Consider the following 15,654-nt stretch of genomic DNA (forward strand, 5'->3'; position numbering starts at 1 on the left):
CGTGGCGGGCGAGAGGGTTCGGGATACGCCACGATCCAGCCCCACGCCGTCATCCCGGACGTCCCCGGACCCGATCCGGGGACGGGCCGGGACCGCGCCCCCGGCGCCGGACCTGGGTCCCGGCCAACCCCCGGGTCGAGCCCGGGCCTCGCCGGGATGACGGCAGAAGCGGTAACGATAGCCGCATGATCCCGATTTGCATCGGGATGACGGTCGCTACGCAACCGTCAATTCGCCACCGCCTGGCCGCCGTCGATGTAGAAGGTCTCGCCGTTCAGGAACGGGATGTCGTCGGCGACGATGGAACCGACGAAACGCGCCACCTCCCAGGCCTCGCCCGGCGCACCGCGCGGGATCGCCTTCTCGATGAAGGACCGGAACCGCTCGTTGTCCATATGGGAGCGGTTCAGGTTGGTCAGGGTGAAGCCCGGTGCCACGTCGACCACGCGGATGCCCTTGCGCGCCCATTCCACGCCCAGGCACCGGGTGATCGCGCCGACCGCCGCCTTCGACGCGCAATAGGCGGCCGTGTACTTCACCCCGATCTTGTCGTAGTGCGAGCCGATATTGACGATCACCCCGCCGCCGCTGGCGATCATGTGCGGATAGGCCGACTGGCACATGGCGAACAGGCCGACCGCGTTGGTGTTCAGCACTTCGGCGAACTCGGCGGGCGAGAAGCTCTCGCTGCGGCCTTCCTTATGGATGCCCGCATTGTTGACCAGGGCGTGCAGCCCGCCGGTCTTCTCCGCCAGGGCCGTCAGGGCGGCGGCCCCGGACTCCGGGTCGTTCACGTCGCAGGCCAGGTTGATCATCCGCCCGGCGAGCGCGGCCGGGACCGGCTCCTCCTCGGGGCCGATACCCTTGCGCGACAGGCAGCCGACGGTCAGGCCCCGGCGGGCCAGTTCCAAGGCGATCTCCGCTCCCAGGCCGCGCGAGGCTCCGGTGACGGCTACGGTTCTGGTCTCGGTCATAGGTGTCCCAGCAGTGCACGGCGGAAGGCGATTCGGCGGTCGGCGGCGTCGAAGTTCCGCGACTTCAGCTTCGGCGGCTTGGCGTCGCTGATCTTCAGGTAGACGAAGGTCGGCCCGTCGGCGCGCCGCAGTTCCTGGTGGCCGGCCTCGATCTCGTCGGGGGCGGTGACGGTCATCACGTTCTTGATGCCGAGCCCCTTGGCGGTCAGCGCCAGGTCGGTGCCCATGGAGGTATGGGTGATCTGGTTGCCGGTCTCGCCATAGCGCTCGTTGTCGACGCAGAGGATCGACAGGTTGGTCACGCCGGACCCCATGACGGTGGCCAGCGCGCCGACATTCATCAGCAGTTCGCCGTCGCCGCACATGACCAGCACGTGCTTGTCCGGCTGCGCCAGCGCCAGGCCCAGGCCCATGGAGACCGACGCCCCCATCGCCCCGCCGAGCAGGAAGCAGTTATCGGCATCGGGCTCGATCGCGTACATGTCCTGGGCCGTGCCGGCGAGGCCGGTGACGACCAGGAAATCGCGGTGGTTGCCGACGATGGCCGGCACCGCCTGGGCGCGGTCCATGCGCTGATTGGAGCCGGTGATCTTGATCTCTTCGCTCATCTCCGGTCCCTCCCTCAGAACGCCTTGGCGCCGATGAACTTCTGGGTCAGCAGAAGCGCCACCGCGCAGTTGGACCGGAAGGCGAGGTTCATCGCCGCGTGGGTCGTCTCCTTCAGTTCCTCCGGCCGCTCGACCTCCAGCACATGGACGCCGATCGCCTCCAGGCACGGGCGCACGGCCTTGCCCATCGGGACCTGCCAGGGGTTCTGCTCGCCGAAGGTACCGCGCATGGTGATGATGGCGAGGAACGGGAAACGGCCGTTGGCCTGCAGCGACAGCATGTTGATGCAGTTGCCGGTACCGCTCGACTGCATCAGCAGCACCGCCTTCTTGCCGCCGAGATCGGCGCCGGCGGTCAACGCCACGCCCTCTTCCTCGGTGGTAAGCGGGATGGACTGGACGCGATCGTCCTCCAGCGACTTCTGGATCATCACCTTGTGCCCGCCGTCCGGGACATAGGCGAAAATCGACACGCCGCCGTCCACCAGCGTGTCGTAGAGCTCAGCGCCCCAAACCGATTGGTCCGACATTTCCGTGCGTTTCCCGTGTGATCGTTCTTTTGAGGGGGCAAGCTAACACGCTGAATTTCAGCATTGTATGCAATATTTCGCCGCGCCCGCCGCCCCGGCTAGGCGCCGAACCGGTCGTCCAGTCCCTGGTGGAACGGCAGGTCCACCAGCCCGCAATACTCCGCATAGGTATAGCCCACCCCCGCCTGCGCCGGCGTGCCGTCGCGCTTCAGCGCCGCCATGGCGTCGGCCACCGCCCGCGTGGCGGAGAACAGGGCCGTCACCGCGTAGAGCACCACCGAGAAGCCCATGGCCTGCAGGTCGGCCGCGGTCAGCTTTACCGTCTCGTTGCCGTCGACGATGGAGACGACCTTCGGCCCTTCCACGCCCCGGGCCACCGCCTCCACCTCGGCGACGGTCTTGATGCCGTCGACGAAGACCAGGTCGACGCCCGCCCCCTGATACAGCCGGGCGCGCCGGATGGCTTCGTCGGGACCGAGCGTGCCGATGGCGTCGGTACGGCCGATGATCAGCAGGTCGTCGTCCCCCCGGGCCTCCACCGCACAGGCGAGCCGGCGGACATTCTCCTCGGCATCGATCAGCCGGATCCCGGCGAGCTGGCCGCAGCGCTTGGGCGCCATCTGATCCTCGAGATGGATCGCCGCCACGCCGGCCTGCACATGCTCGCGCACCGTGCGGTGGATGTTCGACGGACCGCCATAGCCGGTATCGGCATCGGCGATGATCGGGATCGACACGGCACGGGCCATGTTGCGGGCATGCTCGGTCATCTCGGTCTGGGTCAGCAGGCCGATATCCGGGGTGCCCAGCCGGCTGGCGGTGGCGCCGAGACCGGTCATGTAGATCGCCGGAAACCCGGCCTGCTCGATCACCCGCGCCGACAGGCTGTCCGGCGCACCCGGCGCCATCACGATCTCACCGGAGGCGAGCAGGCCGCGCAGGCGGGCGGCGGGAGAAACGGTCATCGGACGGGCTCCATGAGCTGTTGGCGCAGGGTGGGTTTCTGCAGCTTGCCGTTGGCATTGCGCGGCAGCGGGTCGCCGGTGACGGTCACGGTCTCCGGCACCTTGTAGTCGGACAGCCGCTCGGCGCAGAACGCCCGCACCGCCGCCTCGTCCAGGGCCGATCCCTCGACGGGACGGATGAAGGCATGCACCCGCTCGCCCAGCACCGGATCCGGCCGGCCGACCACCGCAGCCTCGACGATCTCGGGGTGGTGGTTCAGCACGTTCTCGACCTCGGCGCTGAAGACCTTGTAGCCGGCCCGGTTGATCATGTCCTTGACCCGGTCGAACACCTTCACGAAGCCGTCGGCGTCGACCGTGCCGATATCGCCGGACCGCCAGGCCCCGCCGACGAAGGCCTCGCGGTTGGCATCCGGCCGGTTCCAGTAGCCGGGCACCACCATCGGTCCGGAGATCCAGAGCTCCCCCGTCGAGCCGGGCGGCAGGACGGAGCCGTCCTCGCCGCGGATCTCGACCCGGCCGCAGGGCACCACCTGACCGACGCTGTCCGGAAAGTCGGTATTGTAGCCGGGCGGCATGATGGTCGTCGGCGAGGTGGTCTCGGTCGCGCCATAGGCGTTGACCAGCACCATCCTGGGCAGCATTCGGGACAGCTTGGCGATGGTGGCCTCGGGCATCGGCGCGCCGCCGAAGCAGCCGATCCGCCAAGCCGACAGGTCATAGCCCGAAAGATCCGGCTGCATGACCGCCAGGGTGTACAGGGCCGGTACCAGGATCGTGTAGGTCACCCGCTCCTGTGCGGCGAGGGCCAGCAGGTCGGGCACCTTGTAGCCGGCGCGCAGGGCGACCAGCGCCCCGCCCGCGATCAGGGTCGAATAGAAGATCCCGACCAGCCCGCTGACATGGCTGAGCGGGATCGCCGCCAGCGCCCTCTCGTCGGCGGTGAAGGACAGGCAGCGCGAGAAGGCGAGCGACGACTGGATGATGCCGAAATGGGTCAGCATCGCGCCCTTCGGCCGGCCGGTGGTGCCGGAGGTGTAGAGGATGACGGCCACCGCCTCGGGATCGATCTGGGCCAGGGCGGCCAGCGGCTCGGCCGCGAGCAGGGCCTCGAACGGCCGCGCCCCGTCGCTCTCCCCGCCCACCGAGAACCGGTGCGTCAGGTCCGGCACCGTGTCGGCGGCGGGAACGTTCTCGGCTAGCGCGGCCTCGTGAACAAGAACGGACGCCCCGCAATCGGTCAGCAGGAACTCCAGCTCCGCCCGGCGCTGGCGGATGCCGATGGGCACGCAGATCGCGCCGATCCGGTTGCAGGCCAGCAGCGCCGCGACGAACGGCCAGTCGTTGTCGAGCAGCAGCGCGACCCGGTCGCCCGCCCCGACGCCCTGGGCCGCGAGGCCGCCGGCGATGCGCGCCACCCGGTCGTCCAACTCGGCGAAGGTCAGTCGGGTATCGCCGGCAACCACGGCCGCGCGATCCGGCTGGCGGTCGGCCAGATCCCGGAACATGACCGCCAGATCCGCCGGCCGCTCGGCATAGCAGCGCACCACCCGGCCGTCGTAATGGGTCTCAAGAGCCGTCTCGCCGGTCAGCCCCTTCCAGAACCGGTCCTGCGGAGCGCCGTTCCGGTCCGACGTCAGGGTGCCGGCCATGGCCCCTCTCCCGGTTGGGCGAGACGCGGGCCGACATCCTGCGCGCCCGTGTCGAGGTTGCCCGGCTCCCGGTACTTGCGCAGTTCCAGCCGGCCGATCTGGTTACGGTGCACCTCGTCCGGACCGTCCGCCAAGCGCAGCAGCCGCGCCGTCGCATAGGCCGATGCGAGACCGTAATCGTTGCTGGTCCCGGCCCCGCCGAAGGCCTGGATCGCCCAGTCGATCACCTGACAGGCCATGTTGGGCACCGCGACCTTGATCATGGCGATCTCGGCCCGCGCCTCCTTGTTGCCGACCGTGTCCATCATCCAGGCGGCCTTCAGGGTCAGCAGCCGCGACTGCTCGATCAGGATGCGGGCCTCGGCGATCCGCTCGAGAGTGACCGTCTGGTGGGCGACCGGGGTGCCGAAGGTCACCCGCTGTTCGGCCCGGCGGCACATCTTCTCCAGGGTCCGCTCCGCCAGTCCGATCAGCCGCATGCAGTGGTGGATGCGGCCGGGGCCGAGCCGCCCCTGGGCGATCTCGAAGCCGCGCCCCTCCCCCAGCAGCATGTTGGATGCGGGCACCCGCACGTCCTTGAACTCCACCTCCGACGCCCGGTCGGGCACGGCGTAGAAGCCGAAGACCGGGATCGGCCGGATCACGGTGACGCCCGGCGTGTCCTTGGGCACCAGGATCATCGACTGCTGTTTGTGCCGGTCCGGATTGTCCGGGTCCGACTTGCCCATGAAGATGATGATCTTGCAGCGCGGATCGGTGGCGCCGGTGGTGTACCACTTGCGGCCGTCGATCACGTACTCGTCCCCGTCGCGCCGGATCGAGCTTTCGATATTCGTCGCATCGGAAGAGGCCACCGCCGGTTCGGTCATGGCGAAGGAAGAGCGGATCTCGCCCGCCAGCAGCGGCGCCAGCCAGCGCTTCTTCTGCTCCTCGGTGCCGTAGCGGACCAGCACCTCCATGTTGCCGGTATCGGGGGCCGCGCAGTTGAACACCTCGGGTGCCAGGGGCGAGCGGCCCATCACCTCGCAGAGCGGCGCGTAGTCCAGATTGGACAGGCCGGCACCGTAATCGCTTTCCGGCAGGAACAGGTTCCACAAGCCGGCGGCCTTGGCCTTGGGTTTCAGCTCTTCCACGACCGGCTGGACCTTCCAGGGCCCGAGTTCGGCGGTCTCGGCGTAGTAGCGGGGCTCGTTCGGGTAGATGTGCTCGGCCATGAAGGCCTCGATCCGCGCGCGCAGATCGTGCACGGCGGGTGCGTGCTGAAATTCCATACTCCTCCCCCTCGGGCCTTTTCGGCGGGCCTTATGCGACCCGTCCTTTGAGGGGAGCCTGCCATGGCGGGGCGGAGCGGTGAAGGTGGCGAAATCGTCTTGCCGTCGGACCTCTGAACGTCTAGTTTGGATCCATGGATCCAAATTCTCCCTCCAGCATCGCCGAGCGCCTGTGCGCGGATATCCGCCGCGGCGCGATCGCCGCCGGCGCCGTCCTTCAGCAGGAAGAGCTCGCCGCCCGGTTCGGGGTCAGCCGCCAGCCGGTGCGGCTCGCCATGGAGAGCCTGCGCGCGGCGGGTTGGCTGGAGCCGGGGAAGGGCCGCAGCCTGAAGGTGGTCGAGATGACGGCGGAGGCGCTGCGCGATCTGGTCGCCGTGCGCCGGCTGGTGGAGGGCGAGGCGCTGGCCCTGGCGATGCCGCGCCGCGACGACCGCGACGTGCTGGAGGCCGGCCACCTGCAGGAACGGATCGAGGCGGAAACCGATCCCCAGGCGCTGGAGGAACTGGACGCCGCCTTCCACACGGTGCTGTACCGGGCCGGGGGCAATCCGCGGCTGCTGGCGCTGGTGGACGAGTTGCGGCGCGAGGACCGCCGGCCCTATCGCGAGCAGCAGCCGGACACCGCGATCCGCGCGGTCTGGACCCGGCAGCATCGCACCCTGCTCGACGCCTTCCGTGCGGGGGACGCGGTCCGCGCGGCGGCCGCCCTGGATACCCACCTCGCCCACCTGATCGAAAGATGACCGGACCATGCCCGCAGGCTTCGCCGAAACGCCCGAGCCGCCCTACTACGCGGTGATCTTCACCTCCACCCAGACCGAGGACCGGCGCGGCTACGAGGCCATGGCCGAGGCGATGATGGACCTAGCCCATCGGCAGCCGGGCTGCCTCGGGGCGGAGAGCGCGCGCGGCGCGGACGGGCTCGGCATCACCGTGTCGTATTTCCGCGATGAGGAGGCGGTGCACGCCTGGAAGCAGCACGCCCGCCACCTGACCGCGCAGAAAATGGGGAAAGAGCGCTGGTACGCCCATTACGAGCTGCGGGTGGCGAAGGTGGAGCGGGCCTATTCCGGGCCGGAGGGGCGGTAGGGCGCTCCCACCGCCGCCAGTCTTCCCGGCCTTGCGCCGGGACCCTGAGAAGGAGCGGCTGGAGCATTTCAAGATCTACCTGGGCCGCTCCAGCAATCGTCCCTCTGGGCCCCGGCGCAAGGCCGGGGAGAGGCGTTTTGTTAGCCTCCAAATCACTCCCCGGATTTATTCCGGGGTGAGGCCAAGGCACGCTTCAACGTCAGAACCCGTTCAAGGACGTGACGCCTCGCCCCAGCGCTGCCCCGGAATAAATCCGGGGCGTGCCGGAGGGAGGGGGAATGCCTTAAACCCGGTTCAGCAGCCGCGCTCGGATCGTGCCGGGGAGTTCGCGGATCTGCTCCAGGATCTGCACCGCGTTCTCCACCTCGCCCTGCACGTCGAGCACGACGTACCCGATCTGCCCGTCGGTCTGGTAATGCTGGGCGACGATGTTCAGGCCGTGGCGCGCGAACAGGTCGTTCAGGCGGCCGAGCTCGCCCGGTTCGTTGCGCTGAACCTGGATGAAGCGGGTGACCAGCGTGCCCTTCGGCAGCTGCACCTCGGGGAAGTTCACCGCCCCCATGGTGGAACCGACGTCGGAATACTCCACGAACTTGCGGGCTACTTCGTCGCCGATGCGCTCCTGCGCCTCCTCGGTCGAGCCGCCCACATGCGGGGTGAGGATCACGTTGTCGAGGCCGCGCAGCGGGCTCTCGAAGCTGTCCTTGTTCGACTTCGGCTCGGTCGGGAACACGTCCACCGCGGCGCCGGCCAGATGGCCGTCCTTCAGGGCGGCGGCCAGCGCGTCGATGTCCAGCAGGGTGCCGCGGGCGTTGTTGATCAGGAACGCGCCCTTCTTCATGGCGCGGATCTGCTCCGCGGCGAACATGCCCTTGGTCTCCGGCGTCTCCGGCAGGTGCAGGGACACCACGTCGGACTGGGCCAGCAGATCGTCGAGGGTCTGGGTCGGCTCCACATTGCCGTGGCTGAGCTTGTCGGTGCGGTCGAAATAGATTACCCGCATGCCCATGGATTCGCCTAGCGCGGCGAGCTGGGTCCCGATATTGCCGTAGCCGACGATGCCCAGGGTCTTGCCGCGCACCTCGCGCGAGCCGGCGGCCGTCTTGGCCCAGCGCCCGTCATGGGCGGCCATGGACTTCTGGAAGGCGCCGCGCATCAGCATGACGATCTCGGCGATGGTCAGCTCGGCGACGGATCGGGTGTTGGAGAACGGTGCGTTGAACACCGGAATGCCCAGGGCCGAGGCGGCGGGCAGGTCCACCTGGTTGGTCCCGACCGAGAAGCAGCCCACCGCAACCAGCGTCCCGGCGGCCTTCAGGACCTCCTCGTTGAGCTGGGTGCGCGATCGGATGCCGAGCATGTGCACGCCCTGCAGGGCCTCGATCAGCGCGGCCTGATCCAGCGCGCCGGAGACCTCTTGCAGGTTGGTGTAGCCGGCGTTCAGCAGCACATCGCGCGCGGTCGGCGAGATCCCCTCCAGCAGGAGGATGCGGATCTGGTTCTTCGGGCGGGACAGTCCCTTTGCCATCTGGCTGGGTCCGGTGTGGTTTCAGATGCGAGCCCGCGTCATAACGCAAATGCTGCGCTGCACCAACCCGTCACGCCGTACGGAATTGCATGGCTGGTCCGCGCTGGTCCGTCCGTTCATTGGACCGCCCGCCGCCCTGTCGCCCCAGGGAGAACAGGAGGAAGGCGGCGATGGCGATGTGCAGGACGTTCCAGCCGATGCCGTTGACGAACGCGGCCGTGTAGCTGAGCGTCAGGTCGTAGATCGCCCCCGACATCCAGCCGCCGAGCCCCATGCCGACCAGGGTGGCCGACAGCACCACGCCGACCCGGACACCCGCCTGTGCCGCCGGGAAGAACTGCCGCACGATCAGCGCGTAGGTCGGCACGATGCCGCCCTGGGACAGGCCGAACAGGGCGGAGACCACGTATAGCGGGACCAGCCCGTCGAACGGCAGGAACAGCAGCAGCGCCAGGGTCTGCATCATCGAGCTCAGCAGCAAGGTCCACAGGGCGCCGATCCGGTCGGCCAGCGCGCCGCAGACCAGCCGGCTGACGATGCCGGTCCCCAGCATCAGCGACAGCATCTCCGCCCCGCGCTGGCTGTCATAGCCGAGCTCCAGGCAGTAGGCGACGATATGGACCTGGGGCATGGCCATGGCGATGCAGCAGGCGAGCCCGGCGACGATCAGCAGGCCTTGCAACACCGGGCTCGGCAACGGCGGCTTGCCGTTGCGGCCCGTGGCAACGACCGGGGCGGGCGCGTGGCCGATCGGCGAGCGGCGACGCAGGGCGAGCGCCATCGGCACCACGGTGACGACGCAGAAGATGGCGATGATCTGGTGGGTCTCGCGCCAGCCCACCTCACCGACCAGATGATCGATGATCGGCGGCCAGACGGTGCCGGCGAGATAGTTGCCGCTGGCGGCGATGGCGACGGCGATGCCGCGCCGGCGCACGAACCAGTGGGAGATGTCGGCGAGCAGCGGCCCGAAGGTCACCGCCCCGCCCAGCATGCCGATCAGCAGCGCGTGCTCGGCGGAGAAGACCCAGATGGTCGGCGCGAAACTCGTGGCGCCATACCCCGCCCCGAGCGCGATGCCGCCGAGGATCAACGCCGGCACGATACCGACCTTGTCGGCCAGCTTGCCCATCAGCACCGTGCCGATGGCGACGCCGATCAGGGTGAAGGTGTAGGGCAGCGAGGCTTCGGCCCGGCCGATGCCGAAATCGGCTTCCACCGCCGGCAGCACCACCACGACCGACCACAGCCCGGCGCCGCCGACCATGCTGATCAGCAAACACATGGCGAGACGGGCCCAGGCGTAGGGGCCGTCGATATCCCCGGGGGCGTCGGAATCGTATCCCCGCGATGGTGCGTCGGTCATCCTGCCGCCTTGGCCAGCGCCCGTTCGACGTAGTCCAGCCGGTCCTGACCGTAGAAGTTCTCGTCGTCGACGAAATAGGTCGGCGCGCCGATGACGCCGCGGATGACCGCCTCGCCGCAATTGCGCTCCAGTTCCGCCTGGACCGAGGCGGTCATCGCCTCCTCGATCAGCGCCCGCGGATCGCCGTAGCCCGCCTGGGCGACCAGGTCGGCGACCACGTCCTCGTCGGCGATGTCGCGGTCGAAGCGCCACAGCGCCTCCAGCACCAGCAGGCTGAGCCGGTCGACGTCGCCCGCCTCGCCTCGGCGCACGGCGCGCTGACCGGCGATCACGATGCCGCTGGGCAGCTCAACCGGGCCCATGTGATGGATCGGCTCGCGCTGGATCTCCACCCCATGGAAGGCGGCGCAACGCAGCGCATCCACCATGGCGTAGTGGCGCAGCATGGTGGGCCGCTCGCCGAACTGCATCCCGCCGATCGGCGGCATGGTCTTCGACAGCAGGATCGGCCGGTGCACGATGGTGCGCCCGTACGTCTCCGCCAGGGCGTTCAGCCGGGCGGCGCCGATATAGGTGAAGTTCGAGCGGGTCGAATAATAGTAGTCGATGGTCTTCATGCCGCGTTGCTCCCGGCCTCGTCGGGCAGGCTGACCGACTCAAGCGCCGGACGGCCGCGAATGATGTCGGACGCCTTCTCCGCGATCATCATCGTGGAGGCGTTCAGGTTGGCCGAGGGCATGGTCGGCATGATCGAGGCATCGACCACGCGAAGCCCCTCCAGCCCGTGCACCCGCAGGCTGTCGTCCACCACCGTCAGCTTGTCGCTGCTCGGCCCCATGCGGCAGGTGCCCATCGGGTGGAAGGTGGTCGTGCCGCGATGCCGGGCAGATTCCATCAGCTCGTCGTCGCTCGCCACGGACGGGCCCGGGTAGGTCTCGCCGGCGTTGTAGGGCGCCATGGCCTGGGCCGTCATGATCTGGCGGGCTAGCTTCATCGCCGCCAGAAGGACGCGGCGGTCCTCCTCATGGGCGAGGTAGTTCGGCTGGATCACCGGCGCCTCGAACGGATCGGCGTTGCGCAGGCGGACATAGCCCTGGCTCTCCGGGCGCTGCTGCCACGACGCGATGGTCATGCCGGGCTCCCGCTCCAGCGCCGACTGCACACCCTCGGCATAGGAGGCCGGGGTGAAGGTGAACTGGATGTCGCCGAACTGCAGCGCCGGATCGGAGCGCCAGAAGCCGTAGACCAGGGTCGGGCTGATCGCCAGGATGCCCTTGCGGGTGGTCAGGTACTTCATCACCTCGCCGGCCAGCTTCAGACCGCGGGCGCGCTCGTTGATGCTGTCGGTGTTCTTTACCCGGTAGGCGAAGCGCGGCGCATAGTGGTCGCGCAGGTTCTCGCCGACACCCGGCAGCGCATGCTTGACCGCGATGCCGTGCTGGCTGAGCTGGTCCGGCGCGCCGATCCCGGAGAGCTGCAAGAGCTGCGGCGAGTTGTAGGTGCCGCCCGACAGGATCACCTCCCGGTTCGCCTTGACCTCGCTCGGGATACCGTGGCGCCCGCCCTTGTTGTAGCGCACGCCGGTGACCCGCTTCCCCTCCAGCGCCAGTTCGGTGGCGTGGGCATGGGTGATGACCGTCAGGTTGGGCCGCTTCATGGCGGGGTGCAGGTAGCCGCGCGCTGCGCTGAGGCGGCGGCCGCCACGGATTGTGCGTTGGGCGTAGTTCACGCCCTCCTGCTTCTCGCCGTTATAGTCCGGGTTGCGCGGAATGCCGGTCTCCACGCAGCTCTGGATGAAGGCCTCCGTGAGCGGGTGCGACCAGTCGATATCGGTGACGGTCATCTTGCCGTCGCGGCCGCGGAAGGTCTCGTCCGCCTGGCCCTGGCGGCTTTCGCAGCGCTTGAAATAGGGCAGCACGTCGGCATAGCCCCAGCCCCGGTTGCCCATCTGCGACCAGGTGTTGAAGTCGAGCCGCTGGCCCCGGTTGTAGATATGGCCATTGATCGAGCTCGACCCGCCCAGGGTCTTGCCGCGCGGCGCCTTGATCCGGCGCCCGGCCGTCCAGTGGCTCGGCTCCTGCTCGTAAAGCCAGTTCACCGACGGATCGAGGATCGTTTTCATGAACCCGGCGGGAATGTGGATGAACGGGTGCCAGTCACTCGGCCCGGCCTCCAGCACGCAGACCGAGGTATTGGGATCCTCGCTCAGACGGTTGGCGAGCACCGAACCGGCAGAGCCGGCACCGACGATGACGTAGTCGAAGCTGTCCATTGGATCACGATCCGAGTCTTGAAGCGGTCCCACGAGCGCGGGTTAACCTCAGTCCTAACACAGACGATGGGGGCGGCGGGAGAGAGAAGCGGACGATTTTCTCTTTGCCGGATCGGCACGAATGTTTGTGCATGTGCGAAGAGATTTTTGCGAGTGCGAAGAGAAATTTCACCATTTCCACTCCCCGGACCTGTTCCGGGGCGAGGCCAACAGCCGGCGCGAAGCGTTTGGAGTCCGGGCGAGCGGCAAGCCTCGCCCCGGCACAAGGCCGGGGGGTGGGAGGGGTGGTGGGTGGCCGGAGGCTTGATCCTGATTTGCATCAGGATGACGGGGAAACGTTAAGAATAGGCCGTCGTCCTGATGCAAATCAGGACCAAGCCACGAACGCCAGAGCCGACCCGACCCCCACTCAAGCCCCCTCGCCTCAACCCCGGTGCGGTGCCACAGTGGCGCCCCGCCCGCCCGCCAGAGACACGCCCATGCCCCAGCCCACCGCCCTGATCTTCGACTGCGACGGGGTGCTCGTCGATTCCGAGGCCATCGTCATGCGCATCGAGCAGGCCGCGATCGCCGAAGCCGGCCTGAGCTATGCGCCGCAGGACTACGCCACCAAGTTCACCGGCCTGTCCTACGACGATTTCTTCGCCACCCTGGACGCCGAGCACCGCACCCGTTTCGGCCGGCCGCTCGACCGAAGCCTGTACGAGCGGATCAAGGACGACAGCGTCGCCGCCATGGAGCGCGAGCTGGAGGCCGTCCCCGGCATCGCCGAGCTGGTGGAGATCGTCACGGTCCCGACCGCCGTCGCCTCCTCCTCCTTCCCGGACTCGCTGGTCATGAAGCTGCGCAAGACCGGCCTGTACGACCGCTTCGCGCCGCATATCTACTCGACCAAGCTGGTGCCCAACGGCAAGCCGGCGCCGGACATCTTCCTCTACGCCGCCGAGAAGCTGGGGGTCCCCGCCAAGGACTGCGTCGTGCTGGAGGACAGTGTCAACGGCATCTGCGCCGCCGTCGATGCGGGCATGACCGCCTGGGGCTTCACCGGGGCCGGACACGCCGACCCGGAGCTCGCCCAACGCCTCACCGCCGCCGGGGCGGAGTCCGTGTTTGACAGCCACGCCGCGATTGCGCTCCGCTTGCGGGAATGAACAACGATAATCTCGGGGAGGAGTGCATGGCCGCGGAAAAGGTCGACATCGCGATCGTCGGAGCGGGCTTCGCCGGCATGTACATGCTCCACAGGGCGCGCGGCATGGGACTGAGCGCGGTGGTGTTCGAGACCGGCGACGGGGTCGGCGGCACCTGGTACTGGAACCGCTATCCGGGGGCCCGCTGCGACGTCGAGAGCATGGAGTACTCCTACCAGTTCGACGAGGACCTGCAGCAGGAGTGGTCCTGGTCGGAGCGGTTCGCCGCCCAGCCCGAGATCCTGCGCTACGCCAACCACGTGGCCGACCGCTTCGACCTGAAGCGCGACATCCGCTTCGAGACCAAGGTCACCGCCGCCCATTTCGACGACGCGACCGGCCGGTGGCAGGTCAGCACCGACAAGGGCGACACGGTCGCCGCCGCCCATCTGGTGATGGCGACGGGCTGTCTCTCCTCGGCCAACGTGCCGCATTTCGAGGGGCTGGAGGACTTCAAAGGCGACTGGTACCACACCGGGCGCTGGCCGAAGGACGGCGTGGACTTCACCGGCAAGCGGGTGGCGGTGATCGGCACCGGCTCCTCGGCCATCCAGTCGATCCCGGTGATCGCCCGCCAGGCCGAACACCTCACCGTGTTCCAGCGCACGCCGAACTACGCGGTGCCGGCCCACAACCATCCGGTCGACCCGGAGCGCGAGGCTTGGTTCAAGGCGAATTACAGTGAGCTGCGCGAAAAGGCCAAGCAGGGCCGGTCGGGCCAGCTCTATTCGGTGCGCGACCTGAAATGGGGCAGCGAGCCGCTGGAGACCGCCAAGGCGGAGTTCGCCCGGCGCTGGGACCTCGGCGGCTTCTCCTATCTGGGCGCCTATATCGACCTGCTGGTGAACAAGGAGGGCAACGACGTCGCCGCCGAGTTCGTGCGCGACAAGATCCGCGAGACGGTCAACGACCCGAAGACGGCGGAGCTGCTCTGCCCGACCAGCGTGATCGGCTGCAAGCGGCTCTGCGTCGATATCGGCTATTTCGAGACCTACAACCGGGACAACGTTTCGCTGATCGATATCTCGAAGGCCCCGATCGAGCGGCTGACCGAGACCGGCCTGATCACCGGCGGGCGGGAGTACGCCTTCGACGCCATCGTCTTCGCCACCGGCTTCGACGCCATGACCGGCTCGCTGAACCGGATCGACATCCGCGGCCGCGACGGTCTGGCCCTGACGGAGAAGTGGGAAGCGGGGCCGCGCACCTATCTCGGGCTGACGACGGTCGGCTTCCCCAACCTGTTCCTCATCACCGGCCCGGGGAGCCCCTCGGTGCTGACCAACATGCTGCCGACCATCGAGCAGCATGTGGACTATGTCAGCGACATCATCGACCACCTGCGCGCCCACGGGCAGTCGACCATCGAGCCGGAGCAGGATGCCGAGGACGCCTGGGTCGACCACGTGAACCAGATCGCCGGCGGCACGCTCTATCCGAGCTGCAATTCCTGGTATCTCGGCGCCAACGTGCCGGGCAAACCACGGGTGTTCATGCCCTATCCCGGCTTTCCGGCCTATGTGAAGAAATGCGAGGAGATCGCAGCGGCGGGATATGCGGGGTTCCGGGTCGGCTAGGATGGAGCATCGACACCAGTTTCTCATCCGGCGGAGACGATGACGGAAGACGACGGGCAGACGCCCTCACCAGGCCCCAGCGCGGGAACCGAATTCGTGATCCCCGACGGCTACGCTCCGGAAATCGCAGCGCTCGTCCGCTACTGGACCCGTATCACGCCGCCAGACGGCCTGCCCGGGCGCCAGCATTTCGACCCGGCGGATATTCCCGAGCTGTTGCCGCATCTGTGGATGGCCGATGTCTACCGCGATCCGTGGCGCTTCTGGATCCGGCTGGTGGGCACGGCGGTCGTCAACTATTCCGGCCGGGACTCGACCGGAAAATGGTGCACGGAGCAGTTTCCGAACTTCGAGGAAAGCGCAGGATACCGCGACATGGCGCGCTGCGCCGAGCAGGGCGTTCCGGTCTTCCGGACAGCCAAGCAGCTCGCCTCCGACGGGCCCCGGCAGTCGCAGCGCGTCCACCTTCCCCTGGCGGCCGACGGCCGGAAGGTCGACATCATCCTGTCGCTGACACGGTACGTGTTCGTTCGGGTGTAAAGCGGGAAGCCTCCCTCCCGCTTTTTACCCCGCCCCGCCTCACTCCCCGGATTTATTCCGGGGCGATCCCGTCGACCGGCCAGGACACCGAA

General features: G+C 68.2%; 15 protein-coding genes. 5 read left to right on the forward strand and 10 right to left on the reverse strand.

Annotation, left to right across the window (positions count from 1 at the left end; translation table 11 throughout):
* Nucleotides 1-227: 227 nt before the first annotated feature.
* The 6 genes from T8K17_RS00985 to T8K17_RS01010 all read right to left on the reverse strand — a co-directional run bounded on the left by T8K17_RS00985 (nucleotide 228) and on the right by T8K17_RS01010 (nucleotide 6,000).
* On the reverse strand, nucleotides 228-974 hold the full coding sequence (locus T8K17_RS00985) for an SDR family oxidoreductase (protein WP_322332668.1): 747 nt from the start codon (nucleotides 972-974) through the stop codon (nucleotides 228-230).
* Nucleotides 971-1,582 (reverse strand): thiamine pyrophosphate-dependent enzyme, encoded by a 612-nt coding sequence (locus T8K17_RS00990; RefSeq protein ID WP_322332669.1) that lies wholly within the window; start codon nucleotides 1,580-1,582, stop codon nucleotides 971-973. The genes T8K17_RS00985 and T8K17_RS00990 overlap by 4 nt, the downstream gene beginning before the upstream one ends.
* A 14-nt stretch (nucleotides 1,583-1,596) precedes the next feature.
* Entirely contained in the window at nucleotides 1,597-2,112 is a 516-nt protein-coding gene (locus T8K17_RS00995) for a phosphonopyruvate decarboxylase (RefSeq protein ID WP_322332670.1), read from the reverse strand.
* A gap of 98 nt (nucleotides 2,113-2,210) precedes the next feature.
* On the reverse strand, nucleotides 2,211-3,077 hold the full coding sequence (locus T8K17_RS01000) for an isocitrate lyase/PEP mutase family protein (protein ID WP_322332671.1): 867 nt from the start codon (nucleotides 3,075-3,077) through the stop codon (nucleotides 2,211-2,213).
* Nucleotides 3,074-4,729 carry a class I adenylate-forming enzyme family protein gene (locus T8K17_RS01005; protein WP_322332672.1) on the reverse strand — a complete coding sequence of 552 codons (1,656 nt, stop codon included), beginning with the start codon at nucleotides 4,727-4,729 and terminating at the stop codon, nucleotides 3,074-3,076. Before T8K17_RS01005 ends, T8K17_RS01000 begins: the two co-directional genes overlap by 4 nt.
* The gene (locus T8K17_RS01010; RefSeq protein ID WP_322332673.1) at nucleotides 4,714-6,000 is read right to left on the reverse strand and encodes an acyl-CoA dehydrogenase family protein; all 1,287 of its coding nucleotides are present in this window, start codon (nucleotides 5,998-6,000) and stop codon (nucleotides 4,714-4,716) included. The genes T8K17_RS01005 and T8K17_RS01010 overlap by 16 nt, the downstream gene beginning before the upstream one ends.
* Before the next feature lie 134 nt (nucleotides 6,001-6,134).
* Between T8K17_RS01010 and T8K17_RS01015 the strand changes: the two genes are divergently transcribed.
* Both T8K17_RS01015 and T8K17_RS01020 read left to right on the forward strand, forming a co-directional pair.
* Nucleotides 6,135-6,743, forward strand: coding sequence for a GntR family transcriptional regulator (locus T8K17_RS01015; RefSeq protein ID WP_322332674.1), 609 nt, complete (start codon nucleotides 6,135-6,137; stop codon nucleotides 6,741-6,743).
* Nucleotides 6,744-6,750: 7 nt separating this feature from the next.
* Nucleotides 6,751-7,089 carry an antibiotic biosynthesis monooxygenase gene (locus T8K17_RS01020; RefSeq protein ID WP_322332675.1) on the forward strand — a complete coding sequence of 113 codons (339 nt, stop codon included), beginning with the start codon at nucleotides 6,751-6,753 and terminating at the stop codon, nucleotides 7,087-7,089.
* Between the two features lie 283 nt (nucleotides 7,090-7,372).
* Here the strand turns inward: T8K17_RS01020 and serA are convergent, their stop codons facing one another.
* The 4 genes from serA to T8K17_RS01040 all read right to left on the reverse strand — a co-directional run bounded on the left by serA (nucleotide 7,373) and on the right by T8K17_RS01040 (nucleotide 12,255).
* Entirely contained in the window at nucleotides 7,373-8,617 is a 1,245-nt protein-coding gene (serA, locus tag T8K17_RS01025; RefSeq protein WP_322332676.1) for a phosphoglycerate dehydrogenase, read from the reverse strand.
* A gap of 70 nt (nucleotides 8,618-8,687) precedes the next feature.
* Nucleotides 8,688-9,983, reverse strand: a complete 1,296-nt coding sequence (locus T8K17_RS01030) for an MFS transporter (protein ID WP_322332677.1) — start codon at nucleotides 9,981-9,983, stop codon at nucleotides 8,688-8,690.
* Nucleotides 9,980-10,600 (reverse strand): 2-hydroxychromene-2-carboxylate isomerase, encoded by a 621-nt coding sequence (locus tag T8K17_RS01035; protein ID WP_322332678.1) that lies wholly within the window; start codon nucleotides 10,598-10,600, stop codon nucleotides 9,980-9,982. Before T8K17_RS01035 ends, T8K17_RS01030 begins: the two co-directional genes overlap by 4 nt.
* Entirely contained in the window at nucleotides 10,597-12,255 is a 1,659-nt protein-coding gene (locus tag T8K17_RS01040) for a GMC family oxidoreductase (RefSeq protein ID WP_322332679.1), read from the reverse strand. The genes T8K17_RS01035 and T8K17_RS01040 overlap by 4 nt, the downstream gene beginning before the upstream one ends.
* Before the next feature lie 479 nt (nucleotides 12,256-12,734).
* Between T8K17_RS01040 and T8K17_RS01045 the strand changes: the two genes are divergently transcribed.
* The 3 genes from T8K17_RS01045 to T8K17_RS01055 are packed head-to-tail and all read left to right on the forward strand — an operon-like array spanning nucleotide 12,735 to nucleotide 15,562.
* A complete protein-coding gene (locus T8K17_RS01045; RefSeq protein WP_322332680.1) occupies nucleotides 12,735-13,406 on the forward strand; it encodes an HAD-IA family hydrolase in 672 nt (223 codons plus the stop codon).
* 26 nt (nucleotides 13,407-13,432) lie between these two features.
* On the forward strand, nucleotides 13,433-15,022 hold the full coding sequence (locus tag T8K17_RS01050; RefSeq protein WP_322332681.1) for an NAD(P)/FAD-dependent oxidoreductase: 1,590 nt from the start codon (nucleotides 13,433-13,435) through the stop codon (nucleotides 15,020-15,022).
* Nucleotides 15,023-15,061: 39 nt separating this feature from the next.
* On the forward strand, nucleotides 15,062-15,562 hold the full coding sequence (locus T8K17_RS01055) for a PAS domain-containing protein (RefSeq protein ID WP_322332682.1): 501 nt from the start codon (nucleotides 15,062-15,064) through the stop codon (nucleotides 15,560-15,562).
* Nucleotides 15,563-15,654 lie beyond the last annotated feature (92 nt).

Source organism: Thalassobaculum sp. OXR-137, assembly GCF_034377285.1.
GTDB lineage: Bacteria > Pseudomonadota > Alphaproteobacteria > Thalassobaculales > Thalassobaculaceae > Thalassobaculum.

Excerpts from the sequence above, each read along its gene's own strand:
- T8K17_RS00985 (WP_322332668.1), bottom strand. The coding sequence starts at position 974 with ATGACCGAGACCAGAACCGTAGCCGTCACCGGAGCCTCGCGCGGCCTG.
- T8K17_RS00990 (WP_322332669.1), bottom strand. The coding sequence starts at position 1,582 with ATGAGCGAAGAGATCAAGATCACCGGCTCCAATCAGCGCATGGACCGC.
- T8K17_RS00995 (WP_322332670.1), bottom strand. The coding sequence starts at position 2,112 with ATGTCGGACCAATCGGTTTGGGGCGCTGAGCTCTACGACACGCTGGTG.
- T8K17_RS01000 (WP_322332671.1), bottom strand. The coding sequence starts at position 3,077 with ATGACCGTTTCTCCCGCCGCCCGCCTGCGCGGCCTGCTCGCCTCCGGT.
- T8K17_RS01005 (WP_322332672.1), bottom strand. The coding sequence starts at position 4,729 with ATGGCCGGCACCCTGACGTCGGACCGGAACGGCGCTCCGCAGGACCGG.
- T8K17_RS01010 (WP_322332673.1), bottom strand. The coding sequence starts at position 6,000 with ATGGAATTTCAGCACGCACCCGCCGTGCACGATCTGCGCGCGCGGATC.
- T8K17_RS01015 (WP_322332674.1), top strand. The coding sequence starts at position 6,135 with ATGGATCCAAATTCTCCCTCCAGCATCGCCGAGCGCCTGTGCGCGGAT.
- T8K17_RS01020 (WP_322332675.1), top strand. The coding sequence starts at position 6,751 with ATGCCCGCAGGCTTCGCCGAAACGCCCGAGCCGCCCTACTACGCGGTG.
- serA (WP_322332676.1), bottom strand. The coding sequence starts at position 8,617 with ATGGCAAAGGGACTGTCCCGCCCGAAGAACCAGATCCGCATCCTCCTG.
- T8K17_RS01030 (WP_322332677.1), bottom strand. The coding sequence starts at position 9,983 with ATGACCGACGCACCATCGCGGGGATACGATTCCGACGCCCCCGGGGAT.
- T8K17_RS01035 (WP_322332678.1), bottom strand. The coding sequence starts at position 10,600 with ATGAAGACCATCGACTACTATTATTCGACCCGCTCGAACTTCACCTAT.
- T8K17_RS01040 (WP_322332679.1), bottom strand. The coding sequence starts at position 12,255 with ATGGACAGCTTCGACTACGTCATCGTCGGTGCCGGCTCTGCCGGTTCG.
- T8K17_RS01045 (WP_322332680.1), top strand. The coding sequence starts at position 12,735 with ATGCCCCAGCCCACCGCCCTGATCTTCGACTGCGACGGGGTGCTCGTC.
- T8K17_RS01050 (WP_322332681.1), top strand. The coding sequence starts at position 13,433 with ATGGCCGCGGAAAAGGTCGACATCGCGATCGTCGGAGCGGGCTTCGCC.
- T8K17_RS01055 (WP_322332682.1), top strand. The coding sequence starts at position 15,062 with ATGACGGAAGACGACGGGCAGACGCCCTCACCAGGCCCCAGCGCGGGA.